The organism is Streptomyces sp. NPDC058664, from assembly GCF_042716635.1.
In the GTDB taxonomy this organism is placed as follows: Bacteria; Actinomycetota; Actinomycetes; order Streptomycetales; family Streptomycetaceae; genus Streptomyces.
Genome location: NZ_JBHXRW010000201.1, coordinates 1 through 1,556, shown reverse-complemented (window position 1 = coordinate 1,556; position 1,556 = coordinate 1). Strand labels below are relative to the sequence as shown.

Genomic DNA, 1,556 nt, shown 5'->3' with positions numbered 1-1,556 from the left:
GCTCCGTATGATCATCAGACGATCGGCGAACCGGTACCGCTGGGACAACCGGCCCACCACCCGACGCCTCAAGTGATCCATTTGCCGGTCGGTCTAAGAGACTGCGGCCGAAATTGCCTCCCGCTGTGCCTGTATCTGGTGCCTCAACGAACCGGGAAGCCGTACGACGGGGCTCTCGAAGAGGGCCCGGGCAGTGCTTCGTGTCCTTCCTCGTGATGGTGCTCGGCGGGACGGGCGCCCCCCGGAGCCACCCGCGCTCCTCGTCCTGCGCGCACCCGCACAGCTCCTCGACCTTGTGCCGGTACCGGATCGTGGAGTGGCTGACTCCGCGCGGTCTCACGCTGGTTCGGCCTGCCATGGAGCGACGTCTGGTCAGAGTTCGTATGGGTAGAGAGCGATCTTCTCGCGCTCGATGAAGAGCTCGACCCACGTGTCGGCAACACCTTCGGGCAGCGGATCAGCAAGGTCCAGCAGAATCTGTGTGCCATCGAAGTCCAGCACGGCGGCGCCGTCCACGGTGAGGCTCAGCCGTCCGCGCAGGACAACGCAGTGCCCGCCGGGTCGGATGTCTGGTCCGACGCCGACGGCCGGTTTCGCGTTCCGTCCCCAGACGATGTCCTCGTCCACCGTCCACTCGACGTGGTACTTGCCCGGCCTCGCGGCTTGGTCACCGCACCAGCGGACCGCTGTCTCGCCGAACGAGGTCCGGATCTGGGCCAGCCAGGGGCTCCAGGGAAACTTTGCGACCTTCTCCAGCTCGATCAGCATCGTTCGATCATGCAGCATTCAGCATCGTTCGATCATGCAGCATCCGGATTGCTGCTGGACCCCGTGAAGTGTCGGCACTGCCTGGTACAGGTTCGCCGGAGCATGTGCGCTTTGCCGAACGACTCGTTCGAGGCGGTCAGAATGCGGATCGTCACGCCAGCCGGCCTTGGACCGGGGACCGGTCCGGTTTTCTGGGGGTGACGGGGTGTGGATCACGGTGCCGGGGGCATGCGGGTGGTGAGCGTGTGGGACCGCTCTGGATATGCGGGGCCTGCCGTACTCCCCCTTCCGGCGGGTTCTTGGGTGGATGAACGGCCCGCACCGGGTGACGGTGCGGGCCGTTCGGCGTGCGGGCCCGTGGCGCCGGGCGAGTGGGCCGTGTGCCGGGCGGCGCCGGATCGTGGAGCGGCTGACCCCGCCCGCCACCACGGCCCACCGCCTTCCCCGCACACCCGAAGTCCTCGTACGGGTTGCGAGGCTTGCCCCTACCTCGTGTACGGCCCCCGTCCAAGGCTTGCCCAGGGCCGCCTACGGCTTACCCACCCGCGAGAAAACCCGGGCCGCAAGCCCGGGATCTATTGAACGTGGTCTCCTGGCGGCCGAGCGTGCCGGGGAGGTGCGCGGCTACTGAGGTTGAACTCGTGATGTCGCTGCGTCGTTCAGGCGGGTCTGATGGTCAGGCCGGTCTCGGCGAGGCAGCCGTCTATGAGGTGGCTGCGGTACTGGATGTGGCGGAGGCCGCGTCGGATGGTCTGGACGAGGTGTTCGGGGGTGCTGAAGGCGACGTT

At 67.3% G+C, this 1,556-nt stretch carries 1 protein-coding gene and 1 pseudogene; both read right to left on the bottom strand.

All coding sequences use genetic code 11. The features are described 5' to 3' along the window. Nucleotides 1–372 precede the first annotated feature (372 nt). Nucleotides 373–768, bottom strand: coding sequence for a hypothetical protein (locus tag ACFWUY_RS41550; protein WP_384122207.1), 396 nt, complete (start codon nt 766–768; stop codon nt 373–375). Nucleotides 769–1,427: 659 nt separating this feature from the next. Beyond that, a pseudogene (locus tag ACFWUY_RS41545) lies at nt 1,428–1,556 on the bottom strand (IS630 family transposase); the annotation flags it as partial.

Coding starts and splice junctions, on each gene's coding strand:
- ACFWUY_RS41550 (WP_384122207.1), bottom strand. CDS start 768: ATGCTGATCGAGCTGGAGAAGGTCGCAAAGTTTCCCTGGAGCCCCTGG.